The sequence below is a fragment of the Vreelandella subterranea genome (genome assembly GCF_900111305.1).
GTDB lineage: Bacteria > Pseudomonadota > Gammaproteobacteria > Pseudomonadales > Halomonadaceae > Vreelandella > Vreelandella subterranea.
The window spans coordinates 457,061-472,304 of sequence record NZ_FOGS01000001.1; the positions used below are offsets into that span (position 1 = coordinate 457,061).

The 15,244-nt window shown below is 60.6% G+C and carries 14 protein-coding genes and 1 pseudogene; 5 read left to right on the plus strand and 10 right to left on the minus strand.

Annotation, left to right across the window (positions count from 1 at the left end):
• Window positions 1–9: 9 nt before the first annotated feature.
• Window positions 10–630 (minus strand): c-type cytochrome, encoded by a 621-nt coding sequence (locus BMX75_RS02065; protein ID WP_092824812.1) that lies wholly within the window; start codon window positions 628–630, stop codon window positions 10–12.
• Window positions 631–846: 216 nt separating this feature from the next.
• Between BMX75_RS02065 and yihA the strand changes: the two genes are divergently transcribed.
• Window positions 847–1,482: a ribosome biogenesis GTP-binding protein YihA/YsxC gene (yihA, locus tag BMX75_RS02070; protein WP_092824814.1), complete on the plus strand. Its 636-nt coding sequence runs from the start codon at window positions 847–849 to the stop codon at window positions 1,480–1,482.
• Here yihA and BMX75_RS02075 read toward each other — a convergent pair.
• The 8 genes from BMX75_RS02075 to BMX75_RS02110 form a co-directional block, all read right to left on the minus strand.
• Window positions 1,476–2,213 (minus strand): HAD family hydrolase, encoded by a 738-nt coding sequence (locus BMX75_RS02075; RefSeq protein WP_092824816.1) that lies wholly within the window; start codon window positions 2,211–2,213, stop codon window positions 1,476–1,478. The genes yihA and BMX75_RS02075 overlap by 7 nt on opposite strands.
• Window positions 2,210–3,115 (minus strand): tyrosine recombinase XerC, encoded by a 906-nt coding sequence (locus tag BMX75_RS02080; protein WP_092824818.1) that lies wholly within the window; start codon window positions 3,113–3,115, stop codon window positions 2,210–2,212. Before BMX75_RS02080 ends, BMX75_RS02075 begins: the two co-directional genes overlap by 4 nt.
• Window positions 3,108–3,818: a DUF484 family protein gene (locus BMX75_RS02085; RefSeq protein WP_092824820.1), complete on the minus strand. Its 711-nt coding sequence runs from the start codon at window positions 3,816–3,818 to the stop codon at window positions 3,108–3,110. The genes BMX75_RS02080 and BMX75_RS02085 overlap by 8 nt, the downstream gene beginning before the upstream one ends.
• A 74-nt stretch (window positions 3,819–3,892) precedes the next feature.
• Window positions 3,893–4,726, minus strand: a complete 834-nt coding sequence (gene dapF, locus BMX75_RS02090; protein WP_092824822.1) for a diaminopimelate epimerase — start codon at window positions 4,724–4,726, stop codon at window positions 3,893–3,895.
• Window positions 4,726–5,997: a diaminopimelate decarboxylase gene (gene lysA, locus BMX75_RS02095; protein WP_092824824.1), complete on the minus strand. Its 1,272-nt coding sequence runs from the start codon at window positions 5,995–5,997 to the stop codon at window positions 4,726–4,728. Before lysA ends, dapF begins: the two co-directional genes overlap by 1 nt.
• Window positions 5,998–6,108 (minus strand): LPS translocon maturation chaperone LptM, encoded by a 111-nt coding sequence (lptM, locus tag BMX75_RS02100; protein WP_092824826.1) that lies wholly within the window; start codon window positions 6,106–6,108, stop codon window positions 5,998–6,000.
• A complete protein-coding gene (argH, locus tag BMX75_RS02105) occupies window positions 6,105–7,511 on the minus strand; it encodes an argininosuccinate lyase (RefSeq protein WP_092824828.1) in 1,407 nt (468 codons plus the stop codon). The genes lptM and argH overlap by 4 nt, the downstream gene beginning before the upstream one ends.
• Window positions 7,512–7,616: 105 nt before the next feature.
• Window positions 7,617–10,049 carry a sensor domain-containing protein gene (locus BMX75_RS02110; RefSeq protein WP_092824830.1) on the minus strand — a complete coding sequence of 811 codons (2,433 nt, stop codon included), beginning with the start codon at window positions 10,047–10,049 and terminating at the stop codon, window positions 7,617–7,619.
• Window positions 10,050–10,186: 137 nt separating this feature from the next.
• On the opposite strand from BMX75_RS02110, the gene hemC reads away from it, so the two are divergent.
• The 4 genes and pseudogenes from hemC (at window position 10,187) to BMX75_RS02130 (ending at window position 14,672) form a co-directional block, all read left to right on the plus strand.
• Window positions 10,187–11,131 (plus strand): hydroxymethylbilane synthase, encoded by a 945-nt coding sequence (gene hemC / locus BMX75_RS02115; protein WP_092824832.1) that lies wholly within the window; start codon window positions 10,187–10,189, stop codon window positions 11,129–11,131.
• Window positions 11,128–11,906, plus strand: a pseudogene (locus tag BMX75_RS02120) (uroporphyrinogen-III synthase). Before hemC ends, BMX75_RS02120 begins: the two are co-directional and overlap by 4 nt.
• Before the next feature lie 16 nt (window positions 11,907–11,922).
• Window positions 11,923–13,416: a uroporphyrinogen-III C-methyltransferase gene (locus BMX75_RS02125; protein WP_092824834.1), complete on the plus strand. Its 1,494-nt coding sequence runs from the start codon at window positions 11,923–11,925 to the stop codon at window positions 13,414–13,416.
• Window positions 13,413–14,672, plus strand: coding sequence for a heme biosynthesis HemY N-terminal domain-containing protein (locus tag BMX75_RS02130; RefSeq protein ID WP_066316375.1), 1,260 nt, complete (start codon window positions 13,413–13,415; stop codon window positions 14,670–14,672). Before BMX75_RS02125 ends, BMX75_RS02130 begins: the two co-directional genes overlap by 4 nt.
• An 89-nt stretch (window positions 14,673–14,761) precedes the next feature.
• Here the strand turns inward: BMX75_RS02130 and aroQ are convergent, their stop codons facing one another.
• Window positions 14,762–15,205, minus strand: a complete 444-nt coding sequence (gene aroQ / locus BMX75_RS02135; RefSeq protein WP_092824836.1) for a type II 3-dehydroquinate dehydratase — start codon at window positions 15,203–15,205, stop codon at window positions 14,762–14,764.
• Between the last annotated feature and the right edge of the window lie 39 nt (window positions 15,206–15,244).

Below are 15,244 nucleotides of genomic sequence, written 5' to 3' on the forward strand. Positions count from 1 at the left end.
GGCGGTCGTTTAATTCAAACCCAGCAGATAATTGGCTACCGCCTGCATGTCGTCATCGCTCATCTTGGCCGCGATATCACGCATCACGCCGTTGGGGTCGTTGTCCCGGTCACCGGCCGCAAAGTCCTGCAGGGTGCTGACCGTGTAATCGATTTGCAGCCCCGAGAGCGCAGGATAAGCCGCGCTGCCTATGCCCCTGCCAGTCGGCGTATGGCAGGCAGTGCAGGCCGGAATGCCATTTTCCATATCACCGGCCCGGTACAGCTCCTCGCCACGGGCCAACAGTGCTTCATCATCGTCGGCCTGGCCAAGATGAGGCGTCTGCTCGGCGTAAAAGGCGGCCACGTCCCAGGCGTCCTGATCATCGTAATTATCCACCTGCCCCGCCATTTGCGGGACCTCTCGGCGACCGTCACGAATATCCATGATCTGCTTGGCCAGATACGACATCTGCTGGCCCGCCAAGTGCGGGAATGTTGGCGTCGGGCTAATGCCGGCTTGCCCGTGACAAGCCGCACAGGGCGTTGCCAGGGCTTCACCGGCGGCCGCGTCAGCCTCCGACCGTGGATCTGCCGTGGCGGCCCCCGCGGCACCCAGGGAAATGGCCAGGCTTGCCAGTAATGTTCTCATCGCAATTCCATTATGGTTGGTGTTATCAAAGCCTCCGCACGAAAAACAAGCTGACACCTTGGTCGCTGCCCGGCAGAGCACGGTGTTACACTACCTGCGGGCCGTAGAAACCCATCTGTGTGCAGTATAGCGAAGCCTCCAAATTGCAGAAATCTTGTCGCGCATTGTTGGTCACCTTATTGATTGTTTTTATCTTTGTTTGTCGGGATTAATGCCATGCCTACCCCCCATGATAGTTCAGCTGTGCGACTTAATTACCCCACCGCGCAATTTATGACCAGTGCACCCACGCTCGCCCTCTGCCCGGATGACACCGGTGCCGAAGTTGCCTTTGCAGGCCGCTCGAACGCGGGAAAGTCCAGCGCGATCAACGCCCTCACCCAGCAGAAAGCGCTGGCCCGCACCTCGCGCACGCCGGGGCGCACCCAGTTGATCAACTTCTTTAGCATCATGAACGACGAGGCACGCCGCCTGGTCGACCTACCCGGCTACGGCTACGCCAAAGTCCCCGAAACGGTCAAGCAGGAGTGGCAGCAACACATGTCCGACTACCTGCGCGGCCGCTTCAGCCTGCGCGGGCTGGTGCTGTTGATGGATGTACGCCACCCGCTCACCGAGTTTGACCAGATGATGCTGGGTTTCGCCGACCAGCGTGACATGCCGGTGCATATTCTGCTCACCAAGGCCGACAAGCTGAAAAAGGGCCCCGCCAGCGCGGCGTTGCAGCAAGTACGTTCACGCCTGAAGGAGTGGGAAGACCTGGTATCGGTTCAGCTGTTTTCGTCGCTCAAGCGTGACGGGGTCGACACCCTCGCACAGCGTCTGGACCAGTGGTTGCAAACGCCTCAATAGGGGCTATTCAGCGCCGCCAGCACGCCGCGCAGTTCTCTCACGTGGCCAATCCGATGGACGCCCTTGGGCAGCGCGTCGTGACGCTCCTCGCTGATCCACACCGCGTGCATGCCCAACCGCAGGGCCGGTACTATGTCTTCTTCCCAGGAATCGCCCACGTGCATGGCGTTTTGCGGCGCGACCTCGAAGCGTTCAAGCGCGGTCAGAAACGCCGTGGGGTCGGGCTTGGGGGCCAGTAGTTCGCCGGCGGCAATCGCCACTTCAAAGTAACCCGCCAGCGGCTGACGTTTCAGGTGGATATTGCCGTTGGTGATGGCCGCCAGCCGATAGCGCTGCCCCAGGTCTGCCAATAACTCGGCGGCTTCAGGGTGCGGCGTTACCTGCACGCGCAGACGATGGAACTCATTCATGGCGGCGGCGGCCCACAGTGTGGCGGCGCTACGCGGCAAGCCCTGAGCTTCCAGTTGCGCTTCCAGGGCACGCAAACGCAGCCAGGTAAAGTCGCCGCGCCGTTCGGGCACTTCCTGGGCCAGCCGCTTTCGGCGTTGCAGATAATCCTCAAGCCCCTGATCAACATCTAGCCGCCACGGCGGCCAGCGACGCTCTTCCAACCATACGGCCAGGTTGTCAAGCAGCCAGCCGTAATGCCCGGTTTCCGTGCGCGCCATCACGCCGCTGTTATCCCAGAGGGTATCGTCCAGATCAAAGGTAATCACTTTGAGAGAGGTCATGGCTCGCTCCGTGGGCGGCGTTTAGCGCGGGGGTGCGCGGCGTCATAGCTGGTTGCCAGGTGCTGCCAGTCCAACCGCGTATACACCTGGGTGGTCGAGAGGTTGGCATGGCCCAGCAGTTCCTGCACCGCGCGCAGGTCCTGGCTGGACTCGAGCAAATGACTGGCGAAGGAATGACGTAGCCGGTGAGGGTGCAAATGCTCGGGTAGCCCCCGCTCGATGGCAAGGGACGCCAGCCGCTTTTGAATCGCCCGATGCCCCAGGCGTGCCCCGCGCTGGCCGACAAACAGCGCGGTTTCAGCGTCAGGCGCCAGATGAGACCGCACGCTCAACCAGGCCGCCAACGCCTGCCGGGCACGGTCACCCACCGGCACCTGGCGAGGCTTGCCGCCCTTGCCCAGCACGCGGACACGTCGGTCCTGCAAGGCGTCGAGGTCGAGCGCCGCCAGTTCCGCCAGGCGCAGGCCGCTCGAGTACAAAAGCTCCAGCATGGCCTGATCGCGCCGCGCCAGGGGTGAGTCATCGTGCGGCGTATCCAGGAAGCGCGCCAGCGTATCGACATCCACCGGGCGCGGTAAGTGCTGGGGTTGCTTGGGTGTACGGACCAGATCCAGCGGGTTATCGGCAATGACGCCCTGCTTCACCAGGTAATCGGCAAACCGCGATAATGCCGCGCGACGCCTGGCCAGGCTGCGTGGCGCAAGCCCCCGGCGGCGCTCTTCCCCCAGAAATGCGCGCAGCAGGTGCTGGTCAAATGGGGCGGCATCATCGTTCTGGCGTTCAATAAACCCGCACAGTGCGCCGATATCCTGACGGTAAGCCGCCACAGTCGCCTCGCTTGCGTGGCGTGCGAGCGAGGCGAGAAACCCCTCAGCGTGCTGGCAGGTGGCGTCGTCATTCATGGGGGGCCAGGCGAATCAGCAGCCGTGCCACGATGTCACCAAGGTACTCGGTAAACAGCGTGTCCATACTGGCGCGGTACTGATCGGCATCGGGGCTGGCAATCAGCAAGTAACCCAGCGGCTCGCCCGCCGAGAGCCGCGAAATAGCGCACGACCCTGCCTTGCGCGGCGCTTTGATGTGGGGCAGCAAACACTTCCAGTCGCTGACGCTGAGCTTGGCGCAACGACTGGTGCGGCCATCAAGCAACGCCGCCAACCGGGCACTGGCATGCTGATCCAGCACATGACGGGGCGGCTGCGGCAGCGAGGGTTCGTCGTCGCTTAATGTCGCCGGGCACCATAGCGCCATGGCGGGGGTGTTGAAGCGCTCACTCAGCTGCGTGGCCAACGCCTGGGCCAAAGCGTCACGCGTGTCGGCTTCCACCAGCGCCAGCAGCGTTTCGCGCAGTCGCCGGTACTGCGCCTCGTTATGGCGGGCGGTTTCCAGCAAATGCTCGAGACGCCCTTCGGCGGTCTCGGCGCGCTGGCGTAAGTCGATCACCAGACGTTCAAGCAGCGACACCGCCCCGTCAATATGCGGATGAGGAACCTGCAACTGCTGCAGCAGCCCTTCCCGCCCCACGAAAAAATCGGGATGACGCGCCAGCCAAAACGCGACTTGATCGGGGTCGAGCGTTTTGCGCGGTTCTGGGGCTTGAGACATCGCCGTTCTCCTTGGGTTAGTCAAAGACTGCTTGTGCTATCAGTTGTTCAAAGGCGTTCAGTTGTTCAAAGGCGTTAGTAAATCGCCACCCGGCCGTCGAAGACATGCGTCGCCGGGCCGACCATGATCAGCGGTGACTCGGGTGACGGCCACTCGACACTCAACTCGCCGCCGAGTAAATGGACACGCACCGGACTTTTTAACAGCCCCTGGCGGATACCACTGGCGACGGCGGCGCAGGCCCCGGTACCACAGGCTAGCGTTTCGCCACTACCGCGTTCAAACACCCGTAGCCGGATTTCGCTTGCTGACAGCACCTGCATAAAGCCAGCGTTCACCCGCTGGGGGAAGCGCGAATGCGCTTCGATCAGCGGCCCCAAGCGCGCCACGGGGGCGGTATCAACGTCATCCACCTGTAGCACCGCATGGGGATTGCCCATCGATACCACACCCAGTGACAGCGTTTCACCGTCCACCTCGACATCATGCAGCGGCTGGTCCCCCGGCGCGTCGAACGGCACGGCTGCCGGATTAAAGCGCGGCTGCCCCATATCGACACGCACCATGCCGTCGTGCTGAACGTTCAATACCAGCGGGCCGCCAGCGGTTTCAACACGAATTTCGTGCTTGTGGGTCAGTCGCTGATCGCGAACGAAGCGCGCAAAACAGCGCGCCCCATTGCCGCAATTTTCGACTTCGCTGCCATCAGCGTTGTAGATCCGGTAGCGAAAGTCCATATCGGGGTCGCTGGGCGGCTCCACGATCAGCAGCTGGTCAAAACCGATGCCAAAACGCCGGTCCGCCAGTTGACGGATTTGCTCGTCGCGCAGGCGGGCGCGCTGGGTGACCAGGTCGACCACCATGAAGTCATTGCCGAGGCCATGCATTTTGGTGAAGTGCAAAAGCATTAAACGCCTCCTTCGGGCAGCAAGGCTTCACCGGCCCACAGGCTTTCCAGCGTTTCACGGGCGCGCACCAGATGGCAGTGTTCGCCGTCCACCATCACTTCGGCGGGGCGCGGGCGGCTGTTGTAGTTGGACGCCATGACGAACCCATAGGCACCGGCGGAGCGCACGGCCAGCAGGTCACCCGCGGCAATCGCCAACTCGCGCGCCTGGCCCAGGAAGTCGCCCGTTTCACAGACCGGCCCCACCACATCGTAGGTGGAGGTGTCCCGCGCCAAACGCGTATCCACCGGCACAATGGCCTGCCATGCCTGGTACAGCGCCGGGCGTATCAGGTCGTTCATGGCGGCATCAACGATGGCAAAGTTCTTGGTTTCGCCAGGCTTTAAAAACTCCACTCGGGTGAGCATGATCCCGGCGTTGGCGGCAATCGAACGACCGGGTTCGAACAGCAGCGTCAATTGCTCGCCGCCTTCCCAGCGCGACAGGCGCGAGAGTAGCTGGCTGGCGTAGTCAAACGGGTGTGGCGGCGTTTCATCCCGGTAGGGCACGCCAAGGCCGCCGCCAAGATCCAGGTGGTCGATCTCGATGCCACGCTCGCGCAGGCGCTCCATGAGCACCAGCAAACGCTCCAGGGCATCCAGGAAGGGCGCGGTTTCGGTGAGCTGGGAACCAATATGGCAATCCAGGCCCTTGACCTGCAGGTTGGGCAGACTCGCGGCCAGTTCGTACACCGTCAGGGCATCGTCGACGGGTATGCCGAACTTGTTGTCCTTGAGGCCGGTGGAAATGTACGGGTGGGTGCCCGCGTCCACATCGGGATTGACCCGCAGCGACACCGGCGCCACCTTGCCCAGCTCGCCCGCCACGGCGTTCAGCCGCTCGAGCTCGGGGCGTGACTCGACGTTGAAGCATTTGATGCCCACTTCCAGCGCACGGGCCATTTCCTTTGGCTGCTTGGCCACGCCGGAAAACACGACCTTGGCCGGGTCGCCGCCCGCCTTGAGCACACGCTCAAGCTCGCCCACCGACACAATGTCAAAACCCGCTCCCAGCTTGGCCAATAGCCCCAGCACGGCGATATTGGAGTTGGCCTTTACCGCGTAGCAGATCAGGTGTGGGTGGCCACCCAGCGCTTCGGTATAAGCGCGGAAATGGCGCGTCAGGGTTGCCTTTGAATAGACGTAGCAAGGCGTACCGTATATCTCGGCGATACGGTCAAGCGGGACATCTTCGGCAAAAAGCAGGCCGTCACGGTCGTTGAAATGATCCACTTAACCCTCCTGCTGGTCGACATTATCGTTATCGGGCAGATAGAGCGGCCCTTTTTGTCCGCAGCCCACCAGTAACAGGGCGACAACGGCGAGCAAGGCGATTTTTTTCATTGCGCTTCCCCTTTGATGGCGGCCAGAGCGTCGCGGGCACGCTGGGCGGCGGCACGCACCTGGTCGGGGGCCGTCCCGCCGATGTGATTGCGCGCGGCCACGGAGCCCTCCAGCGTCAGCACCTCGAACACATCCTGCTCAATGGTGGCCGAGAACTGCTTGAGCTCATCGAGCGTCATTTCCGACAGGTCTTTCTCCGCCTTCAGCCCATAGGCCACCGACTGACCGACGATCTCATGGGCATCACGGAAGGCCACCCCTTTGCGCACCAGGTAGTCGGCCAGGTCGGTGGCCGTGGAAAAGCCTTTGCGCGCCGCTTCGAACATGCTGGCTTTCTTGGGCTCGATGGCCGGCACCATGTCGGCAAAGGCTTTCAGGCAGTCGCGCACGGTATCCACGGCGTCAAACAGCGGCTCCTTGTCTTCCTGATTGTCCTTGTTGTAGGCCAGCGGCTGGGACTTCATCAGCGTCAGCAGGCTCATCAGGTGCCCATAGATACGGCCGGTCTTGCCGCGCACCAGCTCGGGCACATCGGGGTTTTTCTTCTGCGGCATGATCGACGAGCCGGTGCAGAAGCGGTCGGGCAGGTCGATAAAATCGAACTGGGCGCTGGTCCACAGCACCAGCTCTTCGCTCATGCGCGACAGGTGCATCAGCAGGATGCTGGCGAAACTGGTGAATTCGATGGCAAAATCACGATCGGACACGGCGTCCAGCGAGTTTTCCGCCGGGCGCTCAAAGCCCAACAGCTCCGCGGTGACATGGCGGTCAATCGGATAGGTGGTACCGGCCAGCGCGGCGGCGCCCAGCGGCATCACGTTAACCCGCCTGCGACAATCCAGGAGCCGCTCGTGATCCCGGGCCATCATTTCCTGCCAGGCCAGCAGATGGTGGCCAAAGGTGACCGGCTGGGCCGTTTGCAGATGGGTGAAACCCGGCATGATGGTCTCGGCCTCGCGGTCAGCAAGCCCGATCATGCCTTCACGCAGGCGAACAAGCTCGGCTTCGATGACGTCGATGGCGTCGCGCATGAACAGACGGATATCGGTGGCCACCTGGTCGTTGCGCGAGCGGCCGGTGTGCAGCTTCTTGCCGGTAATGCCAATCTTGTCGGTCAGCCGGGCTTCGATGTTCATGTGCACGTCTTCCAGCGGCACCGACCACTCAAACTCACCGCGCTCGATCTCGCCCTTGATCTCGCTCAAGCCGTTGATAATCGCGTCACGCTCGTCGTCCGTCAGCACGCCGACACGCGCCAGCATCGTGGCATGGGCAATGGAACCCTGAATATCCTGGGGGGCCAGGCGTTGATCAAAATTGACGGACGCGGTAAAGCGTTCCACAAAGGCATCGGTGGGCTCGCTGAAGCGACCGCCCCAGGACTGGTTCGTAGCTTGGCTCATCGGAGGCATATCCTGCTGACAAAAACAATTAGAGTCGATGGCAGAAAGTGTAACAGAGTCGCCGTCGGGAGCGGGACGCCGTTTTTATCACGACGGCCTCAATCGCTATGGTGTCATCAACGCTGGTGGGGCGACTAAGAAAGCAAGCAGCGCCTTTAATGGCATGGGGCGGGCGAAGTAGTAGCCTTGAAAGTAGTCACAGTGACGCTTCGTCAGGTAGGCAAACTGCTCAGCGGTTTCCACACCCTCGACCAGCACCTCTAGCCCCATTTTCCCCGCCATGGCGACAACGCCGTCAATGATGGCGGCATCGTAGTGGTCGGTAATCACATCACGCACAAATGAACGGTCTATTTTGATTCTGTTAATGGGGAGGTGCTTCAGGTAACTCAGGCTGGAAAAACCGGTGCCGAAATCATCCAAAGCAATGTGCACGCCCAACTGCCGTATGCGCTGCAGGGTTTGAATGGCCTGCTCGGCGCTGTCCATCAGCACGCCTTCGGTCAGTTCCAGTTCAAGCAGGTCCGGCGCCAGGCCGCTTTCCTCCAGCACGCGCTCAATCGTTTCCAGAAAGCCGGGGCGCTGGAAATGCATCGGCGAGACGTTGACCGCCATGGTGATGCGCCCCAGGCCCAGCTCGTTCAGCTGCTTGGCAACACGGCAGGCGGTGTCGAGCACCCAGTCGCTGATCGGAATGATTTGCCCGGTGTCTTCCGCCAGGCCAATGAAATCGCCGGGCGGAATGAAACCGCGCTCGGGGTGCGGCCAGCGGATCAGCGCTTCCACGCCCACCACCCTGCCGCTGGGCCCGTGCATTTGCGGCTGGAAGTGCAACTCGAACTGCTGCTGCTCAATCGCATGCTGCAGCGCATTACGCAAGCTGACCCGTTCGCTGACCTTGCGATTGAGGTCCTCCGTATACCACTGGCAGGTATTACGCCCGCGCCGCTTGGCTTTGAACATCGCCAAGTCGGCCTGCTGGATCAGTTGGGGCGGGTCGCTGACCGTACCGTCGCTCATCGCCACCCCGATACTCGCGGTAATCCGCAGTTCGCCCCCTTGGTGCCAGTAGGGGGTCGCCAAGCGGGTGAGAATCCGTTCCACCACTTGAATGACATCGTTTGGGTCGGCCAGATCCGGCAGCAACACCACGAATTCATCGCCGCCAAAACGCGCCACGGTATCCCAGGGCCTCACTTCCTCTTCCAGACGCTTGGCAACTTCCACAAGGATAAAGTCGCCCACTTCATGCCCGAGGGTGTCATTGATCGGCTTGAACTCGTCCAGGTCGATGAACATTACGGCCATATGGCGGCGGTAGCGGCGCGCCACCAAGCAACCGTGTTCCAGCCGCTGGGTCAGCAGCGCCCTGTTGGGCAGCCCGGTCAGCGCGTCATGGTTGGCGTTATAAGCCAGCTGTGCCTGGTATTCACGCTGTTCGGAAATGTCGTTTTGCACGCCGATGAAATGCGTTACCTGACCCGACTCATCGCGTACCGGCGAAATGTAAAGGTCGTTCCAGAACGGGGCGCCGCTACGGCGATAATTGCGAATCACCACATGTACTTCGGTCTGTGCGGCAATGGCCTTGCGTAACTGTTTAACGGCGTTTGGGTCGGTCTCTTCACCTTGCAGGAAGCGACAATTACGCCCCTTCACCTCTTGCCGGTTATAACCAGTGATCCGTTCAAATGCCGTGTTGACATACACGATGGGCAGGTCGGCGCTCCCCGCATCCACGATCAAGATACCATTGGTGCTGGACTCGACGCTGCGCTCCAGCAACTGCAACTGGCGCTCGGTGGCTTTGCTGGCGGTTATGTCCTGGGTGGAGCCCTGCACCCGAATCACGTTGCCCTCGCTGTCGTGAACCGCCTTGCCGATCACACGTACCCAGATCGGCCGGTGGTCGCGGGTAACGATTTCAAAGGCTTCATCGAAATCGACCCCTCGTTCACAGCAGGCGGCAAAGCGTGCCTTGATACGCGGCTGTGACGCCGCGGTATAAAACCCAACGGCGTCCTCAAAGGTGGGCTGAAACCCCGGTTCCACCCCATGAATCAGACAGACTTCATCGGACCAGGTGGGCCTTCCCTCGTCCATATCCACATACCAGCCACCGATTAATGCCGTCTCCCCAACGATCCTGAACAGCTGCTGGGTACGCCGTAATTGGTCTTCCACGTGCTTGCGCTTGGTAACGACCCGCGCCACCACATAGACCATGCCCTCGCTCAGGGAGGGGTCAATCTCCAGCCAATGCAGTGCCTTTGAGGTCGAACGCGCACGCACCTCAAAGGGCGCGACCTTCTCCCCCGCCACCAGGCACGCAAGTTTCGCCTCAATCAACGCATGGTCGCGCTGATCAATCACCTTCCCGGCACTTTTACCCAGCAGTTCCCGGGCGGGGTAGCCCAGAAGGCTTTCAAAGGCAGGATTCACTTGCAGAACCTGCCCCTTCAGGTCAAGGCAGCAAAACAGATCATGAGAAAGCAAGAAAAACTGATCCAGCTGTCCATGCGGTATAGAGGGCGTCATAGGGTATCCTGAGGCAAGCAACTTGGGACGCATTCAAGATCGCTTGCGGCATCGGTTATTTTTACTGGGTAGCCGGGTGCTTTATGATGAGAGTTATCATAGTTTGACGCGTCGTGTCAGCGACAAAGGAGAATAACGTGGCATCTATCACCAAACTACGCATCGCCACCCGGAAAAGCCAGCTGGCGATGTGGCAAGCGGAGCATGTTCGTGACCGCCTGATGGCGGTACACAGCGGACTTGAGGTCGAACTTGTGCCACTGTCCACTCGAGGCGACAAAATCACCGATACACCGCTTTCCAAAATTGGCGGCAAGGCATTGTTTGTCAAGGAACTGGAAGAAGCCATGCTGGATGGTCGCGCCGACATCGCGGTGCATTCCATGAAAGATGTCCCCATGCATTTCCCCGAAGGCTTGGGCCTGTCGATCATTCTCGAAGGTGCCGATCCCACCGACGCCTTTGTCTCAAACCATTACCAAAGTCTTGACGAGCTGCCGGAGGGCGCACGCATTGGCACGGCCAGCCTGCGCCGGGGCCTGCAGATGCGCGAAGCGCGCCCTGATCTAAGCATTCTGAATCTGCGCGGCAATGTCCAGACCCGCCTGGGCAAACTGGATAGCGGTGAATTCGATGCAATCATCCTGGCCACATCCGGCCTAAAACGGCTCGGACTGGACAACCGCATTACCCAGGCAATGCCGCCTGAAATCTGCCTGCCTGCCTGCGGTCAGGGTGCCCTTGGGATTGAATGTCGGCTGCACGATCCTGAATTGATTGCACTTCTGGCGCCGTTGGATGATGCTGATACGGCTACACGTGTTCGTGCGGAAAGAGCGATGAATACGCGCCTGGAAGGCGGCTGCCAGGTGCCCATTGCCGGTCATGCAGTGCTTGACCTTGATAAAGAGACGATGTGGCTGCGTGGGCTGGTGGGCAATCCGGAAGGCACTGAAGTGCTCCGTGCGGAAGGCCACGGCTCGATGCACGAACCCGAAGCCTTGGGGATTCGCATCGCCGAGGAGCTGCTGGACCAGGGAGCTGGCAAGATTCTGGCCGAGGTATACGGCAACGACATATGACGTTACCGGTACTGATCACCCGGCCCGGGGCTAGAGGGGTAGCACTGGCAGAGGCGTTGCGCAGCGCAGGCGTCAGTGTTGAAGCGCTGGACGTGATGCAGCTTCAGGCGCTGCCCGAAGACGCCGCCATGCGTCAGGTTTGGCTGAATGTTGATGAGTACCATAAGATCGTCGTTGTGAGTCCCTTTGCCGCTGGCTGTTTGAGCGAGGCGCTCGACCGCTACTGGCCACAGCTGCCGGTTGGCATTGACTACTATAGCGTTGGCCAAAGTACGGCGGCCTTGCTTTACGACCAGTTAGGCGTGCGTGTGCATGTGCCGCCGCCGCGCGAGGGTGAGGATACCAGCGAGGCGCTGCTCCGCTTGGCATCACTGCAAACGCTTTCTCACCAGCGCGTTTTGATCGTTGCGGGAGAAAGCGGGCGCGCGCTGCTGGCCGATACGCTTGCCGAACGCGGCGCCCGGGTGACACCTTTGGCCGTTTATCGCCGCCATTTGCTGGCGCCATCGCGCCCCATGCAAGACCGTCTCGCGGCGGGTAATTACCGGGCGTTGATCGTCACCAGCGGCGAACTCTTAGAACATCTGGCAAAATGGTGCCAACCGGCAGCGTTGAACCAACCGCTAATCGTTTCCAGTCGCCGTTTGGCTACACTGGCTGAAAGACTGGGGTTTTATGCCCCCATCGTGGCGTCAGGAGCCACACCACCGGCGTTAATCGCCGCGTTGGCTCGGGCCTAGACCCAGCGGGTGCCGATGTCGATCAAGGAACTTAACAAGGGCTAGCGACAGATGAGCAAACAAACAAGCGATCAGGACGACACCCCAAAAAACGCGGCCAATAACGCCGGTGAGGCGAAGACAGCCGAGGCGTCATCCTCCACAACGGGTTCCCCTAATACAGGTAGCCCCAATACGGGTAATCGTGGCGACGCCGCCGGCCCCTCGACGGACGCACCCGCCTCACCGTCGTCACAGACGACGGCTTCCAATGGCCAGCGCTCACGGCGACGTCAGAAAAGCGCCAAGAATGCGGCTCAGGAGACGGCCCAGCAAAAGCATCAAGGGGCCAATCAATCAAGCGCGTCAAGCGACGGGCAAAAAGCCTCTGCGTCCAGCGATCCCAAGAAGACCACTTCTTCACAGGACACCCCCTCCAACAGCGCTGACAGTGCTGCTTCATCGTCAGCGCCTTCTTCGGGTTCGGGCAACAAGCAAACCCCGCCGCCCCAGGCCACGACGCCTACTGGCGGCGGCGGCAAAGGCAAAGGTGGGGTCGCCATTGTACTGGTACTGCTATTGGCGATAGCGGTTGGCGTGGTCGCTTGGCAGGGCTGGCTCCGCCTGGAAGCCCAGCAGCAGCGGCTTAATGAACTCAGTGAAAGCAGTGCGACGCAACAGTCCGTTGACGACCTTGCCGCGCAGCTTGAAAGCGCTCAGGCCGAGCGCGAGCAACGGTTGGATAGCACTATCAGCGAGCTGCGTGATGAGTTTGCCAACTATCGCAGTAACGTCGACGACACCCTGGATGACGTCCTCGCCCAGCTCTCTCAAGAGCAGGAAACCGATGAACGCGACTGGCTGCATGCCGAAGCCGCTTATTTATTGCGTCTAGCCAACCAGCGTCTACAGCTGGAAGGTGATGTTGAGGGTGCCACCGCCCTGCTGCGCACCGCCGATGCACGCTTGGCTGATGCCGACAACCCTGCACTGACCCCCGTACGGCGTGAAATTGCCAACGAACTGGCCGCCCTTGACGCCGTTCCGCGCCTCGACCGCACCGGGGTTTATCTGGCCCTGAATGCGCAACAGGAGCGCGTCGCCGGCCTGCGCCTTGCCCAGGAAGTGGAAGAGCGTGCCGTTACCTCAAGCATTGAACAGCCGCCCTCCGGCACCTTCCAGCGCCAGTTGGCGCGCTTCGGCGAAGAGCTGAAAGACCTGGTCATGATCCGTCACCATGACGAGGCTCTGGAAGCCCTGGTGACCCCGGAACAGGAGTCGTACCTGCGCCAAAGCCTGCGCTTGATACTCGAACAAGCCCAGCTTGCGCTGCTCAAAGAAGAACAGGGTCTTTACGAAGCGAGTATCGATAAGGCATTGGAGCTGATCAACGGCTACTACGACACCTCTCGCCAGGAAGCCCAGCGTGTTATCGAACGCCTTGAAGAGCTCCGAAACGTGACCGTCGAGCCCGAACTACCTGATATCAGCGGGTCGCAGCAGGCCATGGCGGAATTTATCAACAACCGTCACGAGTCGCGCCAGCAAGAGGGAGGTGAGTCATGAGAAAGCTCATCCTGCTGATTGTCGCCGGGCTAGCCGTTGGGGCGCTGTTTGGCCATCTGATGATGTCAGTGCCCGGCTACTGGCTGATACGCGTCGGAGACACCTCGGTACAAACCTCCTTCTGGTTTGGCCTTGTGCTGCTGCTGGCCGCCTTCCTGGTGCTGCATTTCATACTGCGCCTGCTAAGCGGCATGATTCGCCCGGTAGGCCGATTTCGTACCTGGAATAGCCGCGCCCGCAACCGCCGCGCCATGAAGCGTACCGTGCGCGGGCTGGTGGCCATGACCGAAGGGCGCTGGAAGCGCGCAGAGAAAACCCTGGTGAAAGCGGCGGATGATTCCAGCACGCCGCTGGTCAACTACCTCTCGGCGGCCCTGGCAGCGCACTATCAAGGCAACTACACCCAATCCCAGGAGCACATCAATCAGGCCCAACTGACCACGGAAGGTGCCGATACCGCGATTGGCTTGATGCAGGCGCAATTACTGATCGACCGCCAGCAGCCTGAAGAAGCGCTGGCAATTCTTAACCGCCTGGACAAGCAGCTGTCGAATCACCCCCAAGTCCTCAAGCTGCTCAAGCAGGTCTTCCTGAGTGTCAACGACTGGGAAGGACTACGCCGCTTGATCCCCCGATTAGCCGCGCAAAAGCTGATTTCACAACAGGAGCGCGAGGAGCTCGAGTTCAAGGCGTACCGTGAGCTGATTATCTTCGAGGCCAAAAACCCGAGCGATATCGAACGCGTGCGCAGCCTCTGGGCCGACATGCCCGACTACCTGCGCGGCAAGACAGAGCTCATCGTGCTGTACGCCGAAGCGCTGCTTCAGGCCAACGAAGACACCATTGCCGAACGGTTGCTCAACCACTCTCTCGACCATCACTGGGATGCCCGGCTTGTGAAGCGCTACGGGCTGCTCAACGTCGACCCGTCGCGCCAGCTCGTCAAGGCCGAGAAATGGCTCCAGGAGCGGCCCAACGACCCCGAGCTGCTGCTCGCCTGCGGGCGTTTGTCACTACGTACCGGTAAATGGACCAAAGCGCAAGAGTACTTTGAGGCCAGCCAGCGCCAACGCCCCAGCGGTGTCGTCTGCGCCGAGCTTGCCCGCCTCTACGCCAGCCTCGGCGAGCATAACAAAAGCCAGCTGTACTACCGCCACAGCGTGGAAATGCTGGCCAAGTCGCTGCCGTCGTTGCCACAACCCAGCGATGCGAACGATAGTCAGCCGGACGGCAAACGGGCGAAGAAACGCGCCTGATGTCGTTGAGTTAACGGCTCTTCCCACCAACGAAACAGGGTGCTCATCGAGCACCCTGTTCTGTTGGTAGGCCTGGCAGGTGCAATACCTTAACCATCGGATTCAATGATGGCGTCCAGCGCTACTTGGTAACCCTGCGTCCCAAGCCCCGCAATCACCCCGTCTGCCCGCAATGACACATAGGAGTGATGACGGAAGCTTTCTCGCTTGTGGACATTAGAAATATGCACCTCGATCACCTTGCCCTCAAAGGCATTGAGCGCATCCAGGATAGCGACAGAGGTATGGGTATAGGCCGCAGGGTTTATGATGATGGCCAACGTTCCATCAAGACGCGCCGCATGAATGGTGTCAATCAATTCGCCTTCGTGATTACTCTGAAAACAGTTAATGGCCCAGCCCGCCATGAGCGCTTTTTCACGCAAAGCGTTGTTCACATCGTCCAGCGTCTCGTAGCCGTAAACGTCTGGTTGACGTACTCCTAATAGATTTAGATTAGGTCCATGAAGCACCGTAACTTTTGGCTGGCTCATTAATTAATATCCTCTGTTAGCAACATCTGAACACAAGCA

Bases quoted from the DNA above. Each gene is read 5' to 3' on its own strand.
- BMX75_RS02065 (WP_092824812.1), bottom strand. From the start codon at position 630: ATGAGAACATTACTGGCAAGCCTGGCCATTTCCCTGGGTGCCGCGGGG.
- yihA (WP_092824814.1), top strand. From the start codon at position 847: ATGCCTACCCCCCATGATAGTTCAGCTGTGCGACTTAATTACCCCACC.
- BMX75_RS02075 (WP_092824816.1), bottom strand. From the start codon at position 2,213: ATGACCTCTCTCAAAGTGATTACCTTTGATCTGGACGATACCCTCTGG.
- BMX75_RS02080 (WP_092824818.1), bottom strand. From the start codon at position 3,115: ATGAATGACGACGCCACCTGCCAGCACGCTGAGGGGTTTCTCGCCTCG.
- BMX75_RS02085 (WP_092824820.1), bottom strand. From the start codon at position 3,818: ATGTCTCAAGCCCCAGAACCGCGCAAAACGCTCGACCCCGATCAAGTC.
- dapF (WP_092824822.1), bottom strand. From the start codon at position 4,726: ATGCTTTTGCACTTCACCAAAATGCATGGCCTCGGCAATGACTTCATG.
- lptM (WP_092824826.1), bottom strand. From the start codon at position 6,108: ATGAAAAAAATCGCCTTGCTCGCCGTTGTCGCCCTGTTACTGGTGGGC.
- argH (WP_092824828.1), bottom strand. From the start codon at position 7,511: ATGAGCCAAGCTACGAACCAGTCCTGGGGCGGTCGCTTCAGCGAGCCC.
- BMX75_RS02110 (WP_092824830.1), bottom strand. From the start codon at position 10,049: ATGACGCCCTCTATACCGCATGGACAGCTGGATCAGTTTTTCTTGCTT.
- BMX75_RS02125 (WP_092824834.1), top strand. From the start codon at position 11,923: ATGAGCAAACAAACAAGCGATCAGGACGACACCCCAAAAAACGCGGCC.
- BMX75_RS02130 (WP_066316375.1), top strand. From the start codon at position 13,413: ATGAGAAAGCTCATCCTGCTGATTGTCGCCGGGCTAGCCGTTGGGGCG.
- aroQ (WP_092824836.1), bottom strand. From the start codon at position 15,205: ATGAGCCAGCCAAAAGTTACGGTGCTTCATGGACCTAATCTAAATCTA.